The 15,375-nt window shown below is 61.6% G+C and carries 16 protein-coding genes; 7 read left to right on the top strand and 9 right to left on the bottom strand.

Going from position 1 to position 15,375, the window contains the following annotated elements:
* The first annotated feature begins 67 nt into the window (after nucleotides 1-67).
* The gene (locus ACR0CU_RS10905) at nucleotides 68-979 is read left to right on the top strand and encodes a hypothetical protein (protein ID WP_170447687.1); all 912 of its coding nucleotides are present in this window, start codon (nucleotides 68-70) and stop codon (nucleotides 977-979) included.
* A gap of 78 nt (nucleotides 980-1,057) precedes the next feature.
* Here ACR0CU_RS10905 and ACR0CU_RS10900 read toward each other — a convergent pair whose 3' ends face one another.
* Nucleotides 1,058-2,581, bottom strand: coding sequence for a DUF2125 domain-containing protein (locus ACR0CU_RS10900; protein WP_480643034.1), 1,524 nt, complete (start codon nucleotides 2,579-2,581; stop codon nucleotides 1,058-1,060).
* A 133-nt stretch (nucleotides 2,582-2,714) separates the two neighbouring features.
* Here ACR0CU_RS10900 and ACR0CU_RS10895 point away from each other — a divergent pair, with 133 nt between their 5' ends.
* The 3 genes from ACR0CU_RS10895 to ACR0CU_RS10885 are packed head-to-tail and all read left to right on the top strand — an operon-like array spanning nucleotide 2,715 to nucleotide 4,800.
* A complete protein-coding gene (locus ACR0CU_RS10895) occupies nucleotides 2,715-3,464 on the top strand; it encodes an SDR family oxidoreductase (protein WP_093964250.1) in 750 nt (249 codons plus the stop codon).
* Complete coding sequence (locus ACR0CU_RS10890; protein WP_170447691.1) at nucleotides 3,461-4,069, top strand: enoyl-CoA hydratase/isomerase family protein; 609 nt, start codon at nucleotides 3,461-3,463, stop codon at nucleotides 4,067-4,069. The genes ACR0CU_RS10895 and ACR0CU_RS10890 overlap by 4 nt, the downstream gene beginning before the upstream one ends.
* Nucleotides 4,066-4,800 carry a VOC family protein gene (locus ACR0CU_RS10885; RefSeq protein WP_170447693.1) on the top strand — a complete coding sequence of 245 codons (735 nt, stop codon included), beginning with the start codon at nucleotides 4,066-4,068 and terminating at the stop codon, nucleotides 4,798-4,800. Before ACR0CU_RS10890 ends, ACR0CU_RS10885 begins: the two co-directional genes overlap by 4 nt.
* Here ACR0CU_RS10885 and ACR0CU_RS10880 read toward each other — a convergent pair whose 3' ends face one another.
* A complete protein-coding gene (locus ACR0CU_RS10880) occupies nucleotides 4,801-5,097 on the bottom strand; it encodes an HNH endonuclease (RefSeq protein ID WP_170342229.1) in 297 nt (98 codons plus the stop codon).
* 48 nt (nucleotides 5,098-5,145) lie between these two features.
* On the opposite strand from ACR0CU_RS10880, the gene ACR0CU_RS10875 reads away from it, so the two are divergent.
* Nucleotides 5,146-6,336, top strand: coding sequence for a TIGR03862 family flavoprotein (locus ACR0CU_RS10875; protein ID WP_170447695.1), 1,191 nt, complete (start codon nucleotides 5,146-5,148; stop codon nucleotides 6,334-6,336).
* On the opposite strand, the gene ACR0CU_RS10870 is transcribed toward ACR0CU_RS10875, so the two are convergent.
* The 5 genes from ACR0CU_RS10870 to ACR0CU_RS10850 all read right to left on the bottom strand — a co-directional run bounded on the left by ACR0CU_RS10870 (nucleotide 6,333) and on the right by ACR0CU_RS10850 (nucleotide 11,621).
* Nucleotides 6,333-6,929 (bottom strand): glutathione S-transferase family protein, encoded by a 597-nt coding sequence (locus ACR0CU_RS10870; RefSeq protein ID WP_170447697.1) that lies wholly within the window; start codon nucleotides 6,927-6,929, stop codon nucleotides 6,333-6,335. The two genes, ACR0CU_RS10875 and ACR0CU_RS10870, sit on opposite strands and share 4 nt — an antisense overlap.
* Nucleotides 6,930-7,010: 81 nt before the next feature.
* Nucleotides 7,011-8,039, bottom strand: a complete 1,029-nt coding sequence (holA, locus tag ACR0CU_RS10865) for a DNA polymerase III subunit delta (protein WP_170447699.1) — start codon at nucleotides 8,037-8,039, stop codon at nucleotides 7,011-7,013.
* Nucleotides 8,036-8,536, bottom strand: a complete 501-nt coding sequence (lptE, locus tag ACR0CU_RS10860; RefSeq protein WP_170342238.1) for an LPS assembly lipoprotein LptE — start codon at nucleotides 8,534-8,536, stop codon at nucleotides 8,036-8,038. Before lptE ends, holA begins: the two co-directional genes overlap by 4 nt.
* The gene (gene leuS / locus ACR0CU_RS10855; protein WP_480643031.1) at nucleotides 8,523-11,060 is read right to left on the bottom strand and encodes a leucine--tRNA ligase; all 2,538 of its coding nucleotides are present in this window, start codon (nucleotides 11,058-11,060) and stop codon (nucleotides 8,523-8,525) included. The genes lptE and leuS overlap by 14 nt, the downstream gene beginning before the upstream one ends.
* A 72-nt stretch (nucleotides 11,061-11,132) precedes the next feature.
* On the bottom strand, nucleotides 11,133-11,621 hold the full coding sequence (locus tag ACR0CU_RS10850) for a DUF3576 domain-containing protein (protein WP_170341302.1): 489 nt from the start codon (nucleotides 11,619-11,621) through the stop codon (nucleotides 11,133-11,135).
* Between the two features lie 280 nt (nucleotides 11,622-11,901).
* On the opposite strand from ACR0CU_RS10850, the gene ACR0CU_RS10845 reads away from it, so the two are divergent.
* Nucleotides 11,902-12,978 (top strand): porin, encoded by a 1,077-nt coding sequence (locus ACR0CU_RS10845; RefSeq protein ID WP_170447846.1) that lies wholly within the window; start codon nucleotides 11,902-11,904, stop codon nucleotides 12,976-12,978.
* A gap of 103 nt (nucleotides 12,979-13,081) precedes the next feature.
* Nucleotides 13,082-13,741: a YggS family pyridoxal phosphate-dependent enzyme gene (locus tag ACR0CU_RS10840; RefSeq protein WP_480643029.1), complete on the top strand. Its 660-nt coding sequence runs from the start codon at nucleotides 13,082-13,084 to the stop codon at nucleotides 13,739-13,741.
* On the opposite strand, the gene ACR0CU_RS10835 is transcribed toward ACR0CU_RS10840, so the two are convergent.
* Nucleotides 13,725-14,225, bottom strand: a complete 501-nt coding sequence (locus ACR0CU_RS10835) for a L,D-transpeptidase family protein (RefSeq protein ID WP_170447705.1) — start codon at nucleotides 14,223-14,225, stop codon at nucleotides 13,725-13,727. The genes ACR0CU_RS10840 and ACR0CU_RS10835 overlap by 17 nt on opposite strands.
* Entirely contained in the window at nucleotides 14,222-15,316 is a 1,095-nt protein-coding gene (ribA, locus tag ACR0CU_RS10830; RefSeq protein ID WP_170406327.1) for a GTP cyclohydrolase II, read from the bottom strand. Before ribA ends, ACR0CU_RS10835 begins: the two co-directional genes overlap by 4 nt.
* Between the last annotated feature and the right edge of the window lie 59 nt (nucleotides 15,317-15,375).

Below are 15,375 nucleotides of genomic sequence, written 5' to 3'. Positions count from 1 at the left end.
ACTTCAGAGAATGACCGGTCGCCCGGCGGCACTGAAATTTGAGGTATGAGGTTTGGCGCGCTTCTATGTGGTTGAGTTTGACGAGCCCGGCGTCCTGGCCAAGGGCAAAGGGTCCCGCAACATCATCGTGCGCCTGACACGGGTGATGGGTAAGCTGGGCGTTCCCTCCGAGGTTTTGCCCTTCGCCGAATTGAAGGCACGCGGTGCGATCGACGACCCGCAGAGTTACGTTCTGCTTCACTACAACGAGCTGTTTGTCGTTCAGAACGAAAAAGTTGACTGGCTGCGTGCGCGGGAATCTGAAATCGAGGCACTGGGCCACAGGATTTTGCACTCGGTTGAACATGGCCGCGTCGTCGGGCACAAGATCCGTCAGAACAAGGTTCTGACAGCGGCAGGGGTTCCAATGCCTCGGCTTATCGAGACTGGGTCTTCGTTTGAAACTGCGTTCTCGAACGAAGTTTCGAACGCTCATGTTCCGGTTCAGCTTGTCGGGAATGTCGCAGAGTTGGACCCGGATCGTTACAACACCGAGTATGTCGATTGTCGTCACGAGTATGAAGGTGAGATGTGGCACGTCTGCATTCGTGCGCAAGCGGTGGGCGAACAGGTTCTGTTTTCTTGGGTTAGAGCGGGACGCGAAGCCAGCGTCCATACCCGTGACACACCCGTAAACCCTCAGATGATAAGGTATTTTCACAGGTTGCTGATCACGCCCAACATTGGCCGGATCAACTCGATTGCAAGGGGTGTAAAGGCCGCTTTGGGTGTCGGGCTTTATGCCCACGATATCCTTCCCTGTGCCAAGACCGGTCAACTGTTCTTGTGCGAAACAAACTTCAAGTTCTACGATGGAAACCACCGATTTCATATGGCGAGCATCGCGGCTGAGCATCCCGTACCAGCACTGTTCGACGGGCGCAAAGTCACGCGTCGGATGGCCAGGGCTTTGGTGCAGGAACTTGATTTGAAGGCTTGAAAAGCCCGAGATTGCATCGGACCAAAGAAAAAGGGCGCGGAACACCGCGCCCTTGGTCGAAGGCCGGGCCAAGCGAGCTTACTTGATCCGTTGACCATTGGCCAAAATCTGGCCGTCCTTGGTGAACTCGATCTTGGAGTTCAGCGTGTCGGGCTGGTCGCCGGGAACGGCCATCATCCCCATCATCATGCGCGCGCCCATGGCGTCGTTCTCGGACATGAACCCCATTCCAATCAGCTTGTCGATCAGGGCGTTGGCACCCACCAACTGGAGGTTTGCCTCACCCACCGGCGCCGGAACGCCTCCGAACTCTTCGGTGTTCGAGTTGTCGAAGGTGAAATCACCGGTGCCTGTCAGCTTGGCACCGACCATCGAGACCAGCAGTTCATTGATTTTGAGCGAATGCAGTTCGGCCGGAACCTCGTCCGAGCCTTCCAATGCTTCGGCAACTTCCGGGTCCAGGAAGTTCAGGAGAACCTTTGCGGTGCCCGTCGCATCCAGCGCGATCGTGGCTGGATCGCGTGGCAACGCGCCTGCGGGGTCGAACATGCTCCACAGAATGTCGGACATGGTGAAGTCTGTCAGATTCATCGCAAAGCCGAACGGCTCGACCTCTTCTGATGCCTGGATAGGTGCCTCGAGTTTCAGACCGGCCTTCGCCATTGCAATCTCGATGGGAAACGGCAGGTCTGCCGTGGTTACTTCGAGCTTTGCATTGTTCTGTTCGACGTCATACGCCAGACGCTCGGCGTCGATACTGGCACCGAAGCGGCCACCGTCCGAACTGCTGGCCATCGAGAAAGCCTCGCCCTCGCTGGTGCCTGCGATGCTGGTTTGGCCAGCGCCGTAGGTGAAGATCCCGTCAAAGGCAAAACCAGCCTCATATGCGCCTTCCACGTCCGCCAGGCTGAAGCCTTCGGGGATTACGTTCTTGCCTTCAAACTCCAGCTGGTCGAGCTTGCCGTTGATGCGGGCATCTTCGCCCGTTTCCGGGTCTTGGAAATTCAGGTCATAGGTCAGGTTTGCCGCGGTGAAATTCTGGTCGACCTTGCGGCCCTCTCCGATCTGCATCCGGGATGCACCGGCTAGGTTGATCATCTCAAAACCCAGATCCAGCGCGTCGTCGGGCATCGCTTCGCCATCGACCATGATGTTGTCGAGTGCCAGTGCCAGCTTGCTGGCAGAGTAGCCATAGGTCATGTCGTCGGGCGACCCCGAAACCAGCATTTTCAACCCGGTCTGCGAGTACAGGATATCCACCGAGAATTCTTCCTCCTCGGCCTGGCCGGATACCGTCATGGGGAAGCTTTCGGGGAATTCGATGCTGACCGTTCCGTCGCCGTTTTCCGTCAGGGTCATTTCCGGAACGACCATGTCGAACGAGCCTTCTCCCTCGGGAAGGTCCATCTTCATGATCATGTTCGTGATGGTGGTGACGTCGCCAGAGGTGTTCTGCTCGCCGGTGATGGTGTACCCCATGCTGCCCATGTAGGCCTGCCAATCCGACCAGACATCGTTGGCGGACAGATCGGCAAAAGCGCCTTGGGTTGCAACGGCATAAGCCAGCGCGGCACCGCAGCTGCGGCGGAAAAAAACGGACATAAGGGAACCCTTCTCGGTAAAAATTGCGCGCATGGTCGTGGTTGTCGCGGCTGCCGTCAAGGGGCAAGGGCTGGACGATTTCCCCGTTTGCGCGGTACCACTTTACCCGATTTCAATCCAAAAGGATTACAGGATGCACATGAAGGGCAAAACAGTACTGATCACCGGAGCCAGCCGCGGCATCGGCGCCGAAGCAGGGCGCGTATTTGCCGCAGCCGGCGCCAATGTCGCGCTGGTAGCGCGCAGCCATGATCAGATCGATGCATTGGCCGCGGCACTGGGTGAGAACGCCATCGCGCTGTCCTGCGACGTCAGCGATTTTGCGCAGGTGGAACAAGCGGTTGCGGATTGCGCCGACCGCTTTGGCCGCGTGGACGTGCTAATCGGCAATGCGGGTGTGATCGATCCGATTTTTCACCTGTCAAATGCCGATCCAGCGGCCTGGAGCAAGGCCATCGATATCAACCTCAAAGGTGTGTTCCACGGGATGCGCGCGGTTCTGCCGCTGATGCGGGCGGCGGGCGGCGGGACGGTCCTGACCGTTTCCTCCGGAGCCGCCTCGAACCCGGTCGAGGCCTGGAGCCACTACTGCGCGTCCAAGGCCGGGGCGAAAATGCTGACCGAATGTCTTCACCTGGAAGAGGCGCATCATGGCATACGTGCCATGGGTCTGTCCCCGGGCACGGTGGCGACCGACATGCAGCGGGTCATCAAGGCCAGCGGCATCAACCCGGTCAGCCAGTTGGACTGGGACGATCACATCCCGGCCGACTGGCCGGCGCGGGCGCTGCTGTGGATGTGCTCGGAAGATGCGGACGAGTTTCTGGGAACCGAGATTTCGCTGCGCCGTGATGACATTCGCCAGAGGATCGGCCTGACGTGATCGACCTGACCCAGCAGGACGGTCTGTGGACGGTCACGATCAACAACCCCGGCAAGGCCAATGCCCTGACCGGGGCCATGTTGTCGGACCTACTGCAGATCGCGGAAGCGGCCCAAGAGGCGCGCGCCCTGATCCTGACCGGAGCGGGCAAGGTGTTCAGTGCCGGCGCCGATCTGGACGAGGCGCGGGCAGGTCTTGCGACCTCGGACCTGTGGGAGCGTTTGTCCGGAGCCATCGCGGCGCTGCCCTGCCTGACCGTCGCTGCGTTGAACGGCACCATGGCGGGCGGGGCCAACGGTATGGCATTGGCCTGTGACCTGCGCATCGCGGTACCCACGGCCAAGGTCTTCTACCCTGTCATGCGGTTGGGGTTCCTGCCGCAGCCATCGGACGTGAAACGCATGCGGGCGCTGATCGGCCCCGCCCGGACCAAGTTGATCCTGATGGCAGGCCAGAAGGTCACGGCGGACGAAGCGCTTGCCTTTGGCCTGGTGGACCGGGTGGTCGCTCCGGAAGATCTGATGCAGACCGCGCGGGACCTAGTTGCCGACAGTCTGTCCGCTGATCCGCAGACGGCGGCCGGTATCGCCGGGATGTGCGGATGAGGATCGCTGCCCTTCGCCTGCGTGTGGCTGATCCCGCACGGCTGGCCGATTTCTACAGGGTAAACTTCGGCATGGTCGTTCGTGCCGAGGGAGATGCGCGGCGAGTGGGCTATCCGGGGCCCAGCGCCGACCTTCTGCTGTTGCCCGAAGGCGGCGGATACGCCCACGACCGGGGTCAGAGATACTGGAAGATCGGCATCACCTTGCCAGATCTCGATCAAGCGGCGGAATGGCTTCGGCGCGCTGGCATCAACGTCAGCCGTCCGGCCCAGTTTCGAGATATCGGTTACATGTGCCACCTCTCGGACCCCGAAGGCTTCTCGATCGAGCTTCTTCAGCATGATTTTGAGGGGAAGCGGCCCAAAAAGCAGCCGGATGAGAACCCGTTCGGACAGGCCGCCGTGGGCCAGATCACTCTGCGGACCGGCGACATTTCGGCAGAGGATGCGTTTTGCAGGGATTTGGGCCTGCGCCTGCTTTCCATGCAGGACGTGGCCTCGCACGGGTTTGATCTGCATTTCTATGCCTTCACGACCGAGGTGCCGCCGGACCCTGATCTCTGGGCGGTCGCAAATCGCGAATGGCTGTGGAAACGTCCCTATACCATTCTGGAATACCAGCATATTCCCGATGCGCGAATCGTTCCCGCGCCAGACTTTCTGGGCATCGAGGTCGAGGGCCTGGCTGCAACGGAAACAGACCCGATGGGTGACCCGTTCTTGCCAGCCTGATCAACGGCCGCGGCGTCGGCCCGGGACTTTGGATTGAAATCCCGGCGGACGTTTGCGTACCCAGTCCAGAAACCGGTTCAGCCGGGGATGCGTGCGCAGGCTTTCGACAGTGTTGAAGTCTCGCGCAAGCTCGGCTTCGGTCAGGGTGGCGTGCACCTCCTTGTGGCAGATCTTGTGCAGCAGAACCGTGGGACCGCCCTTGCCACCTTTGAGTTTTGGGATCAGATGGTGCAGGCTGCCGGTCCCGTTCGGGATCGGGCGGTTGCAGAGCGGGCAGATCGGATCGCTGTTCGTCATCACCGGAACACAGTCGCGGCTGAACGCAAGTGAGGCAAGAGGGCAGATATGGCACAGGCAGTGGTGATCGGGGCAGGCCCCGCCGGGCTGATGGCCGCCCAAGAGCTTGCCGGGGCCGGGCACAATGTGCTGGTTGCCGAGGCCAAACCCTCGGTGGCCCGCAAATTCCTGATGGCGGGGAAGTCCGGTCTGAACCTGACAAAGGACGAGCCGTTTGACCGCCTGATTTCGGCCTACGGCGATGCGGCGGACTGGTTGTACCCAATGATTGCCGCATTCGATGCGCAGAGCGTGCAAAGCTGGGCGCGGGACTTGGGCCAAGATCTGTTCACGGGGTCCACAGGGCGGGTATTTCCCAAATCAAAAAAAGCTTCGCCATTGCTGCGCGCCTGGCTGGCGCGGCTGGACGAGATGCGGGTCGAGATCCGCACCCGTTGGCGCTGGTTGGGTTGGGACGGCCCCGCGCTGGTCTTTGATACGCCGGAAGGTCGGCAGAAAGTGGTTGCTTACATCACGGTTCTGGCGCTTGGCGGTTCCAGCTGGGCGCGTCTGGGGTCGGATGGCGCCTGGGCGCCGGCTCTGGCCGATGCTGGGGTTCCGCTGGTCCCTTTTGCACCATCGAACGCCGCACTGTCCGTCGAATGGAGCCCCCATATGGCCGCGTATTTCGGTCAGGCGCTGAAATCTGTTCGGTGGCGCGCGGGCGACCTTGCCAGCCGTGGCGAGGCGGTCATTTCAGCCAAAGGCCTGGAAGGGGGCGGTCTTTACCCGCTGACACCCGCGCTGCGGCAGGGTGCTGATCTGTATGTGGACCTCGCGCCGGACCGCACGATTCAGGATCTGTCCAGGCGTCTGTCAAAAGCTGGCCCGAAAACCACTTTGACCCGTTGGTTGAAGAACGGCATGCGACTGCCGCCGCCAAAGATCGCCTTGTTCCACGAAATGACACATGGGCAGAATCAGCGGCGCGATGATTGGGTCAAGACTTTGAAGGCTTTGCCTGTTCGCAACGCAGGCTTGCGCCCGCTGGACGAAGCCATTTCGACCGCAGGCGGGGTTGCGAGAAGCGGGCTGGACTCGGGGCTGATGCTGAAAGCCAAGCCCGGCGTGTTTTGCGCAGGCGAGATGCTGGACTGGGAAGCCCCGACCGGTGGCTATCTGCTGACCGCATGCCTGGCGACCGGTCGTTGGGCGGGGCGCTCGGCCGCAGAATGGGCCGGGCTGTCCCAAGCGGATTAGGCGGAGTTGGCCATTTCACCCAGTTTCTTGTAGGCCGGACGCTCGCGAACGCGCTTGCCGTAGGCTTTCAGGCTGTCTGAATTCATCGGGAAGCCAGCCGATTTTGCCCAGCTCATGCAGTGAATGCACAGGATGTCCGCGATCGTCATCTGCTCGCCCTGGAGGAATGGCCCTTTGAATCGCTGCCCCATGCGTTGAAAGCTGCGGTCAAACTCCCACTGGGCGGTTTCGACGACCTGTGGAACGCGTTTGTCCTTGGGCAGGATGAACATATGGCGGGCGGCCAGCCACAGCGGAGCATCGAATTCTTCCAACAGCGCGTGCAACAACGAATCCTGCTCGGCCCGTTCCGGGGTGCCGGCGGGGTAGGTGAAGGCCCTGTGCTTGTCCGCCAGATAAGTCATGATCGCCGCGCTGTCCGAAATGACTGCATCACCATCTTGCAGGACAGGAATCTTGCCCGTGCCGTTCAGGTCCAGAACGCGCGGGTCGTGCGGGCCCGCATCGATCCACTCATAGTCCTGCCCCAGTTCCTCCAATAGCCAGATCACCCGAGAGGCACGACTCTGGATGCGCCCGTAGATCTTGTACATGTCATGCTCCTGCGTGGTTGCCCTGGCGACAGGGTGGGGGACTGCGCCGCCGCGTCAAGTCGGACGCGCCGTCAGTTCAATTCAGCGTGACCGCGCCAGCATGGCCAGCCGGATCAGAGCGCGCTCGACCAGGGCCATGGCCGGGGCAGTCTGCCCTGCCGACCGGAGAGACAGATCCGTATCCGTCAGCACGGTCAAAGCCGTCTGCAGCTTGTGCGCGCCCCAATTCTGCGCCTGCCGAAGGATCCGGTCACGCCGTTTGCCATAAACCGGCGGCCGGAGTTTGCCGATCCCTTGCGCTGCGCCACCGGGGTCCGAGGCGCAGGCATAGAGCGTGCGAAAATGGCGGGTCGCGCCGATGCACAGGGACACTGCATTTGTTCCCTGCGCCTGCAACCGCCGGATCAGGGGCCCGATTTCACCGGATCGGCCTTCGGCAACGACGTTGAGAACGTCATCCAGGGCCGCCTCATTGGATTGCGGCGCGCAGGCCTCGATGTCTTCGACGGCAACGTCTGAGGCATCACCGCGTTTGTAAAGAGACAGCTTTTCAACGGTTTGCGCAAAGTCGCCCGGGCTGAGTTCGGTGGCCAGATCGCTGAGCACGGACATCGCGTCACGGGGAACGCTCGCAAGTCCGGCTTGGGCCAGAACACGCTCGATCTCCGCGCGCGACGGTGGGTCGTCATAGATCCCGACCGCATAGGCGGCCCGATGGCCTTCGAACGCTTTGCGCAGCTTCGAGCTGGCCTTGAGCTGCCCGGCGGTCACAATGATCTGAGCGTCGCCTGGCGCCCAATCCTCGAGCGCAGCGGCGACCGCCGGGGTTGCGGCGTCTGTTGCATCCTCGACGAATACGGCGCGCGCGCCGGGAAAGAACCCGACAGCCTTCACGGCATCCAGCAGAAGGGCAGGATCCGCCCGCAGATCCGAGGCCGGAAGACGGGTCAGGCGCATTTCCTCTTCGGCACCCGGGCCCAACAGCGCGGCCAATACCTGCTGGCGCTTGAGCGCGACGCGCATCGCGTCGGCGCCGTAGATCAACAATCCCGTCTTGTCGGGGTCAGGTTTGGCGAAGTACCCCTCGGCGTCGCGCGGGGACAGCTTCATGAAGCCAGGCCCGGTGCGGAATACAGGCGCGTGACGATCTGATCGGACAGGATGACCATCAGCCTCTCTTTGGCATCCCGTTCATCAGCGAGCGTGGAAACGGTGGACCCCGCGGCGGAGTAACCTACGAAATCGGCCACAGTGCCGGACACAAGGATCTGGCCCGTTTCATTGGATCTCAGCGTATAGCTGGCGCGCCCGTCAATCGAATACCGGTTGGTCTCGTTCGAGGTCGTGATGGCGGCCCCGCGGGTCACCGTAGAGACCTGCACATTCAGGCTGTAATCCTTGGCTGAACTGACGCTGCGCCCGAGGGACTGCTCCAGATTCTGCACCAGAAGGTAGCTTTCGACCGAATCTGGCGCTGACACGGCGACCTTGCCGTATAATTCGCTGCCAGCGCCGCCCGGGGCATAAACCGGCTGGAACCCACAAGCGGGCGCCACGGTCAACGCCGCCAACGAAAGCAGCAGGTTTCTGCGGTCAAACAACGACATTCACGATCCGGCCCGGAACAACGATCACCTTTTTCGGAGCAGCGCCATCCAGCGCCTTCTGCACAGCTTCGGTGCTGAGCGCGATTCTTTCAACCTGCGTCTTGTCCAGATCCTTGGCCACGCTGATTTCGGCACGGCGCTTGCCGTTGATCTGGATGGGCAGGGTGACGGTATCATCGACCAGCATCGACTCGTCCGCCACCGGCCAGGGCGCCAGCGCCACCAGCCCTTCGCCGCCCAGCATCTGCCACAGCTCTTCGGACAGGTGCGGCGTCATCGGCGACATCAGCTGCGCCAGCGTCTTGGCCGCCTGCCGCTTGGCCTGTGCGCCCGCCTTGGATTTGGCCAGCGTGTTGGTAAAGGCATAGAGCTTGGCGATCGAGGCGTTGAAGCCGAAGGATTCGACCCCGCCGGTCACGTCATGGATGGTCTTGTGCATCTCGCGCAGCAGCGCTTCGTCCTCGGCATTGGCCGGGGCGTCGGACGCGGCGATCTCGGACACGATGCGGTGCACGCGGCTGAGGTGCTTGTGCGCGGCCTCGGCGCCGGCGGCGGTCCATTCCACGTCACGCTCGGGCGGCGAATCGGACAGAACGAACCAGCGCGCGGTATCCGCCCCGAAGGCCGAGATGATGCTGACCGGGTCCACCACGTTCTTCTTCGATTTCGACATCTTGGCCGAGGGGATGATCTCGACCGGTTCGCCCGTCGCCTTCAGCTTGCCGTCCTCGACCTCTTCCGGCAGGTGATAGACCGGGCGGCCCTTGTCGTCGCGGGTCTGATAGATTTCATGGGTGACCATGCCCTGGGTGAACAGCGCGTCGAACGGCTCGATCGCCTTTTTCGGCAGATGCCCGGTGATGTGCATGGCGCGGGCGAAGAACCGCGAATACAGCAGGTGCAGGATCGCGTGTTCGATGCCGCCGATATACTGGTCCACGTTCATCCAGTACTCGGCTTCGGCCAGATCGGTCGGCGTTTCCGCCCGCGGGGCGGTGAAACGGGCGAAATACCACGACGAATCGACGAAAGTGTCCATCGTGTCGGTTTCGCGCTTGGCCGGTTTGCCGCAGGACGGGCAGGCACAGTCGCGCCAGGTCGGGTGACGATCCAGCGGGTTGCCTGGTTTGTCGAAGGTGACATCGTCGGGCAGGCGAATCGGCAGGTTTTCCTTCTTTTCGGGCACCACGCCGCAATCGTCGCAATGCACCACCGGGATCGGACAGCCCCAATAGCGCTGGCGCGACAGGCCCCAGTCGCGCAGGCGGTACTTGGTCACGCCCTTGCCCCAGCCGGCCTTCTCGGCAAAGTCGATGGTCGCGTCGATCGCCTTTTGCCCTGTGGCCTCGGTTAGGCCGGCGAAATGGTTGACCCAGCGCACTTTCTGCTCTTTCGGCGGGACGAAAGCGATCTTGTCCACCGGCGTGTCGTCCTCCAGTGCAAAGAAGGTGTCGATCACCGGCAGGTCGTATTTGCGGCAGAAATCCAAGTCGCGCTGGTCATGCGCGGGGCAGGCGAAGATCGCGCCGGTGCCGTAATCCATAAGGATGAAATTCGCGATCCAGACCGGCAGTTCCCAGTTCGGGTCCAGCGGGTGTTTGACGCGGATGCCGGTGTCGAAACCCAGCTTCTCGCCGGTCTCGATAGCCTCTTCCGTGGTGCCACCCTTGCGGCATTCCGCAACGAATTCAGCGACTTCGGGGTTCTCGGCCTCAAGCTGCTTGGCTATCGGGTGATCGGGCGAGATACCCACGAAAGACGCCCCCAACAGCGTGTCCGGCCGCGTGGTATAGACGGTGATGGGTGCACTGCCGTCGGTGCGCTCGAAGGAAAACTCCAGACCGCGTGACTTGCCGATCCAGTTTTCCTGCATCAGCCGCACCTTGGCGGGCCAGTTGTCGAGCGTATCCAGCGCATCAAGCAGCTCTTCCGAGAACTCGGAGATCTTGAAGAACCACTGGGTCAGCTCGCGCCGCTCGACCAATGCGCCCGAGCGCCAGCCGCGGCCGCTTTCCACCTGTTCGTTGGCCAGCACGGTCATGTCCACCGGGTCCCAGTTGACCACGGCGTTCTTGCGATAGACCAGGCCCGCATCCAGCATGTCGAGGAACAGCGCCTGCTGCTGGCCGTAATATTCCGGGTCACAGGTCGCGAATTCGCGCGACCAGTCGATCGACAGGCCCAGCGGCTTCATCTGCGCGCGCATGTCGGCGATGTTGCCATAGGTCCAGTCCTTGGGGTGGCCGCCGATGGCCATGGCCGCGTTTTCCGCCGGCATCCCGAAAGCGTCCCAGCCCATCGGGTGCAGAACGTTGTGCCCGGTGCTCAGCTTGTGGCGCGCGATCACGTCACCCATGGTGTAGTTGCGCACATGCCCCATGTGGATGCGCCCCGAAGGATAGGGGAACATTTCCAGCACATAGTATTTCGGCTTGTCCGCCGTCCGTTTGGCGGTGAAGATCCCGGCCTTGTCCCAGGCCTCTTGCCATTTTGCTTCGATTTCGTTGGCCGAGTAACGCGACATCATGCGGTCCTTCGTGAATGAAAACGCCGGGCAGGGGCCCGGCGTGGTAATATTGTGATTTTTTGCGGGTTGCTAGAGCTTGTTGTCCGCAATCCGCAGCTGACGCGCCCGCGAAAGAATCGCATCTTCGACCGCACGCGTGGTCGCCGCGCTGACCGGAGCGCCTCCGCTGGTCTGCAGCGCCACCGACAGGGACCGCGCCGCCAGGGCCGGATCACTGATGTGCACCGTCGCCCGATAGGACCGCCCACCGCCCGGCGGTTTGCCGTAACCCGTTATGATAACGCCGGTAAACGGATCCACCTCCTGCACCGGCAGGAAGCTGAGCACATCCAGCGAGGCCGCCCACAGGTACCGGTTGACCTGAGTGACCTGTTCCGAGTTGTTGGGGCCGAACACATCCCAGATGGTCGAACGATTCGGATCGTTGAGCTCGCGGGCCTCGGACGAGCTGCCGTCGGCGGATAGAACATTGGGGTTGGGCGACGTGCTCCGATTCTGTCCGCACGCAGAAACGGAGGCAGTCAAAACGGTCAAACCCAAAATCGTCAGCAGGCGCATCGTCGGCAGGTCCTGTTTTCACATGTTTTGCTTTGCTAGGAGATACTCCTAGACAACGTACTGTGCTGCAACAACCCCATTCTTGGCTTACGTACCGGTGCCGCTGAAATATCGGGGTGAATTCGACTGTGGCATCCTTGCACCAATTTGGGGCCAAAGAACCGAAGCTGTCCAAGGCATGCTTGCGCAACAGGGGCAAAAAGAGCGAAACGGTCTGCGTGCTGAGACATATGCAGCAGGTATGTGTCGAGTAGAAATTATTGAAACCGAGGGAAACAAGATGAAAAAAGTTCTCTTCGCATCGACCGCACTGATCGCAACCGCATCGGTTGCCGCGGCCGAAGTTAAGTTCAGCGGTTATGGCCGCTTTGGTATCGGTTACCTGGAAGACCGTACCGGCGTTGTGACCAACTTCAACACCGGCGTGACCTTGACCGGCGTCACCGTGACGACCACGTCGGGTGGTACCACCACCACCACGCTGACCGACCAGACCACCACAAACACCGCAACCGTTGCAACCGACGAAACCATCCTGGTCTCGCGCTTCCGCCTGAACATCGACGGCATCGCGGAAACCGACGGTGGCGTCCGCTTTGAAGCACGTGTTCGTCTGCAGGCTGACGAAAACGCCGGCACCGGCGAAGCAAACGCAGCCGGCCTGAACGGCGCTCGCTTCTCGGTCATCTACGGTGGTCTGCGTGTTGACGCCGGCAACGTTGCTGGTTCGTTCGACAACTTGGCAAACTACTACGGTAACGAGCCGGGCCTGGAAAACTTCATCGGTCAGTACTCGGGCGTCGACTACAGCTTCCTGGGCTACTCGTCGACCGGTGCAGGTTCGAACGCTGTGTTCTTCCAGTACGCAGTTGGTGACTTCGCCTTCGGTGCATCGTACGACCAGGCAACCTTTGGCCTGAACGGTGTTGCAGACAGCGCAGACCGCTGGGACATCAGCTTCACCTACAGCTTCAACAACTTCACCGCAGCTGTTGCTTATGGTGAAACCAGCGCCATCGGCGACGTTGTTGAGAAGCAGAGCCTGGCAGTTCTGACCCTGGGTGCTGAATTCGGCGACTTCTCGGGCACCATCTTCGTCGCAGACGATGACGTTGCAGACGACTCGCTGAACGGCACTGCATACGGTCTGTCGGCAGCCTACAACGTTGGCGCTGCAACCACCCTGACCTTCGCTTACGGCGACGGTTCGGCTGACAACGACACCCAGCAGTACGGCATTGGCGCCATCTACGACCTGGGCGGCGGTGCATCGCTGCGCGGTGGTATCGGCCAGTCGAAAGTTGGCGACGGCGACGGCCGCCTGCGCGCTGACTTCGGTGCTCAGTTCAACTTCTAAGTTGATCTGAACCGCAAGGTTTGAGGGCGGGTCTTCGGACCCGCCCTTTTCTTTTGCGCCGACATGGTGTTTTTCTGCGGACAAATGGAAACAGAGGGAATCCATGTCGCTGCAAGAAATCACCGCCCGCATCGCTAAGGCCGAAGCCGCAGTCGGCCGCCCCAAGGGCTCGGTCCGGCTGATTGCCGTATCCAAGGTGCAGCCCAACAACCGGGTCGAGGCCGTGTTGAAGCAGGGTCACCGGTGTTTTGGTGAAAACCGGGTGCAGGAGGCCGCCGGCAAGTGGCCCGCCTTCCGTGAAAGCTATCCCGATATTGATCTGCATCTGATTGGTCCGCTGCAAACCAACAAGGCGCGGCAGGCGATGGAACTGTGCAACGCGATCCACTCGGTCGACCGTCCCAAACTGGCCAAAACCCTTGCGCGGCTGGCGCAAGAGGTGGGGCAGTGTCCTGATCTATTCATTCAGGTAAATACCGGCGAAGAGGCCCAGAAAGCCGGGGTTATACCCGCCGAGGCCGATGATTTTGTCGCCGAATGTCGATCACTTGACCTGCCGGTGCGTGGGTTGATGTGCATTCCGCCCGTCGACGAGGAGCCCGCGCTGCATTTTGCTTTGCTGGCCAAGATCGCGGGCAGGAACGGGCTGGATGGCCTGTCCATGGGGATGAGCAGCGATTTTGAAACCGCGATCGCGCTGGGTGCAACTCATGTCCGGGTGGGGTCGGCCATCTTTGGTGACCGGGTCAAACCCGAGGAATGATGATCCGGGTTCCGGGTGCGACGCGCCGCGCGATCCAGTGTAGATGGTCGCGCCGGAACGCCACGCAGCCTTCAGTCGGATAACCCGGTCTGCGCCACTGATGCAGAAAGATCGCTGATCCGCCGCCCGGTGTGGCGACGGGCCAATTCCAATCGGTAATCAGCACCAGATCGTACAGCGGGTCAGCCCGACGCAGGCGTTCGTGACTGCATGGATAGGGCGCCCGAACGTGTTGGTTGTAGTCCTGATCCCTATCGTCATCCGACCACAGATCGCCCGGCCCGATGGGCAAAGCCCACGGGGCGGGCAGCGCAATCCGATCCGGGCGGAACAGCATCCCGACAATGTGGTGGTGCCCTGTGGGGGTGGCCCCGTCGCCCTCGCGCTTGTGGTTGCTCAGGCCACCTTTGCCGATGGTGCAGGGAAACCTGCGGCCGAAGAACCGCACTCCGGTCTGCATTACCACCAGATCAAGAGGGCTCACAGCAGGTGGCCCGATTTTGAGGCCTTGGTCGCCAGATAGGCCCGGTTGTGGGCGGTTTCCCCGACCTTCAACGGCACACGCTCGGTAACGGCAATACCGGTCCGTTCCATCATTGCGATCTTGGCCGGGTTGTTGGTCAGCAACCGGACCGAACTGAACCCGAGCGATTTCAGGATGTCCGATCCCAGGCGGAAGTCGCGCTCGTCATCTTCAAACCCAAGCCGGTGGTTGGCCTCGACCGTGTCGAAGCCCTGATCCTGCAGGAAATAGGCGCGCATCTTGTTGGCCAGGCCGATCCCGCGACCTTCCTGATTGAGATACAGCAGAACCCCATGCCCCTCGGCCCCCATCTGGGCCAGGGCACCGCGCAGTTGCGGGCCGCAGTCGCATTTCAGGCTGCCCATCAGATCACCGGTAAAACAGGCCGAATGCAACCGTGCCAGAACAGGTTTCGAGCGATCCGGCCGGCCGATTTCGATGGCATAGTGCTCCTCGCCACCGTCCTCTGGGCGGAAGACGTGCAGACGACCGGCCTCGGACACCTCCATCGGCAGGCGCGCGGCAACCACCTCGTGCAAGGGGCTGCGATCGGCCAGATGCGGCGCGGCGCGTGTGTGGTCGATGCAGGTCAGACCGTGTGTCGCCGCAAAGGCCCGGCCGTTTTCGACCGCAACCACCACCGCAGCGGGCAGCAGGCGGGCGGATTTTGTCAGTGCGATTGCGATGCGATGCAGGTGCGCATTGCCCTGGCGCTGAGTCATCAAGGGCCCCTTCATCGGGGCATTCAGGTCATCGGACGGGTCTGCAACCGCCTGCACCCACCCCAGATCAGCCTCGGCCGGTATCACGACCCGAGCAAGATCACCGTCATAGGCGCGGGCTTTCAGCGTTTCGGCCCGTCGTCCTGTGATGGCAACCACAGGCGTGTCGCCAAGCCCCCTCAGGTCCGCCAGACGCTGCGGGTTGAGTGTCTCTGCGGCGACGGCAACAACGCTGAAATCCCCGTCATCCGTCAGCACGACCGGAACGCCCATCCGAAGGTCGGCACGCGCCCGGGCCAGCAACTCGGTGATGTCTGGAATGAGACTCATTGATGTTATCCTGTAACGTTCGACCCTCGTCCTAGCCCGTTCGAAAGGAAATGTGAAAC

Source organism: Ruegeria sp. BC2 (genome assembly GCF_056539245.1).
Note: the sequence above shows the minus strand (reverse complement) of the source record. Positions and strands in the feature narration are given on the sequence as shown.